The 2968-nt window shown below is 72.1% G+C and carries 3 protein-coding genes; all 3 read right to left on the bottom strand.

What is annotated here, in order from left to right; translation table 11 throughout:
- Positions 1-157 precede the first annotated feature (157 nt).
- The 3 genes from rpsD to ACWGL3_RS31855 all read right to left on the bottom strand — a co-directional run bounded on the left by rpsD (position 158) and on the right by ACWGL3_RS31855 (position 2685).
- Entirely contained in the window at positions 158-769 is a 612-nt protein-coding gene (gene rpsD, locus ACWGL3_RS31865) for a 30S ribosomal protein S4 (RefSeq protein WP_267948868.1), read from the bottom strand.
- 363 nt (positions 770-1132) lie between these two features.
- Complete coding sequence (locus tag ACWGL3_RS31860; protein WP_267948867.1) at positions 1133-2104, bottom strand: carbohydrate kinase family protein; 972 nt, start codon at positions 2102-2104, stop codon at positions 1133-1135.
- A gap of 233 nt (positions 2105-2337) precedes the next feature.
- On the bottom strand, positions 2338-2685 hold the full coding sequence (locus tag ACWGL3_RS31855; protein ID WP_267948866.1) for a HesB/IscA family protein: 348 nt from the start codon (positions 2683-2685) through the stop codon (positions 2338-2340).
- Positions 2686-2968 lie beyond the last annotated feature (283 nt).

Here is a 2968-nt window from a genome sequence, read left to right as displayed (position 1 = left end):
CCGGCCCCCGGTGCCGACCCCCAGTCCCCGCCCGGCGGGCCCGGCGAGCGGCGGGGTGGGGCGCCCCCCCAGGCCGCGCCCCCGCGCGCGGGGCCGGCCCGGCCTCTCCGGTCCCCGGTGCGTCCCTGGGGACGCGCGCAGGGCGCGGGGTTCGCGACTAGCGGGCGTAGAACTCGACGACGAGCTGCTCGTCGAAGGGCACCGGGATCTGCTCGCGCTTGGGGCGGTCGATGACCGCGATGCGCAGGTCCTTGTGGCTCACCGCGAGGAAGCCGGCGATCTTGTCGTCCGCGTGGACGCCCTCGGCGGCCTCGACGAACGGCACCATGTTGCGGGACTTCTCCCGAACCTCGATGATCTGGCCCGGCTTGACCTGGTACGACGGGATGTCGACCTTCTTGCCGTCCACGGTGACGTGGCCGTGGTTGATGAACTGGCGGGCGGCGTAGATCGACGCGGCCAGACCGGCGCGCAGCACGACCGTGGCCAGACGCATCTCCAGCTCGGCGAGCATCTCCTCACCGGTGCGGCCGGAGCGCTTCTTCGCGTTCTCGTAGATCCTGACCAGCTGCTTCTCGGTCAGGTCGTAGTACCAGCGCACCTTCTGCTTCTCCGCCTGACGGACGGCGAAGTCGCTGCTGTTGCGGCGGACACGGCGACCGTGCTCACCGGGCGGGTACGGACGCTTCTCGAAGTAGCTGACCGCCTTACGGGTCAGCGGGGTGCCGGCGCGCCGGGACAACCGCACCTTCGGTCCGGTGTAGCGCATGCAATGTCCTTTCAGGGTGAATCAGGGAATCCCAGGTAAGGCTTGCCTAGATCTGGGAGGCGCTCACGGCGCCCGAGCCCCGACCGCGTGCCGTGGCACGGGGGTCCGGGGTGGGTTCCCCACCGTCGCGGCGACCCTGCGCGGACGGCTTGGGCTAGGTAACCGGTACGCGTTTCAGCGCACCGGCGGGCACGGGGCTCCCCGTGCGGGCGGCCGGGGCGCCCTGGGGCGCACGGCCGACCGTTCGGGGCGCGGCCCGGTCCGGGATCGGATCGGGTCGTGCGGGTCGCGACTATCTACTCTACGGGTTCCCGGGCACCGCCCCGACCCGCGCGGGCGGGGGACGGCGCCCGGGACCCCCGGTCAGACGAACGGCCGGACCTCGGCGGCGGCCGCGGCGCCGTACGACTTCTCCACGCGCTCCAGCAGGGAGGCGCCGGTCATGGTGTACTCCTGCGGACCGTCCGCCTCCAGGCAGTGCACGGCGGTGGCGTTGCCGACCTGGGCGGCCCGCTCCAGGGACAGACCCCAGGAGTGGGCGGCCAGGAAGCCCGCGCGGAAGGCGTCCCCCATGCCGGTGGGGTCGACGAGGTTGTCGACCGAGGCCGCGGGGACGTGCAGGGCCGGCTCGCCCTCCCGGTCGATGCGGGCGCCCTTGGCCCCGAGGGTGGTGACGCGGGTGCCGACCCGGCTCAGGACGTCCGCGTCGGACCAGCCGGTCTTCTGCTCCGCGAGGGCCTTCTCGTACTCGTTGCCGAACAGGAAGGTCGCCCCCTCGATGAGGGTGCGGACCTCGGGGCCCTCCATCCGGGCCAGCTGCTGGGAGGGGTCCGCCGCGAAGGGGATGCCGCGCGTGCGGCACTCCTCGCTGTGGCGGACCATGGCGAGCGGGTCGTCGGCGCCGATGAGGACGAGGTCGAGCCCGCCGACCCGCTCCGCGACCGCCTGGAGCTCGATGTTGCGCGCCTCGGCCATGGCGCCCGCGTAGAACGAGGCGATCTGGTTCTGGTCGCGGTCCGTGGTGCAGATGAAGCGGGCGGTGTGCCGCAGCTCGGAGATGTACACGGCGGACGTGTCCACCCCGTGGCGGTCCAGCCAGGCGCGGTAGTCCTCGAAGTCGGCCCCCGCCGCGCCGACGAGGACGGGGGCGAGGCCGAAGCCGCCCATGCCGAAGCAGATGTTGGCCGCGACGCCTCCGCGACGGACGTCCAGCTCGTCGATCAGGAAGGAGAGTGACAACTGCTGGATCTGGTCGGGGATGATCTGTTCCGCGAACCGGCCCTCGAAGGACATGAGGTGGTCGGTGGCGATGGATCCGGCAACCGCGATACGCACGGGACGAAGGCTCCTTGGGTGGGAGGCGTCCGGTCGGGGCGACCGGACGGGTGCGGGCAGGCCGAGGACGTGCCCGTTTCGGACCGACCCAGGGTACCGAGTGCCGCTCCCGGCCGGGGTTCCGTCATCGGGATTCCCCGCGCGGGGCTGCGGAAACGACGAGGGGGAGGACGGATGTCCGCCCTCCCCCGGTGCCCCGCCGCCCGCCGCGGCCGGCGGCGGGGGCGTACCCCCTAGTTGAAGGAGTCGCCGCAGGCGCAGGAACCCGTGGCGTTGGGGTTGTCGATCGTGAACCCCTGCTTCTCGATGGTGTCCACGAAGTCGATCGTGGCGCCGACGAGGTAGGGGGAGCTCATCCGGTCGGTGACGACCTCGACGCCGCCGAAGTCGGTGACCACGTCCCCGTCCAGGTCGCGCTCGTCGAAGTAGAGCTGGTAACGCAGCCCCGAGCAACCACCGGGCTGGACGGCCACACGGAGACGGAGGTCGTCCCGGCCCTCCTGCTCCAGAAGCGCCCTGACCTTGCCGGACGCCTCGTCGGTGAGGTTGATCCCCTCGGTGACCTCGCTCTGAACCGTCATGTTGTAAAGCTCCTCTGAAAAGGGGTTGCGGCTGCCTGGCGACCCCTGGTCGCTTGGGGGACCGGCCCGCCGCGGCGGGTCCTGTCCTCTTCAACGGGTCCCAACGCCCGGGGCCGGTCCGGCATTCCGCCGTGCCGCCGCTGTGTTCTCCCTGCCACCGTTCCCCAGTGCCCCCTGGCGTGGGGGAGGTTCCGGCGAAGCACGGGTGTGCTCGTCCTCCCAGGGTAATTTGTCCGGCCCCGGGACGCCATCTCCCGGCGCGGTCCGTGCCGCCGGGAGATGG

The sequence above is a fragment of the Nocardiopsis sp. NPDC055824 genome, from assembly GCF_053616335.1.
Note: the sequence above shows the minus strand (reverse complement) of the source record. Positions and strands in the feature narration are given on the sequence as shown.

Excerpts from the sequence above, each read along its gene's own strand:
- rpsD (WP_267948868.1), bottom strand. The coding sequence starts at position 769 with ATGCGCTACACCGGACCGAAGGTGCGGTTGTCCCGGCGCGCCGGCACC.
- ACWGL3_RS31855 (WP_267948866.1), bottom strand. The coding sequence starts at position 2,685 with ATGACGGTTCAGAGCGAGGTCACCGAGGGGATCAACCTCACCGACGAG.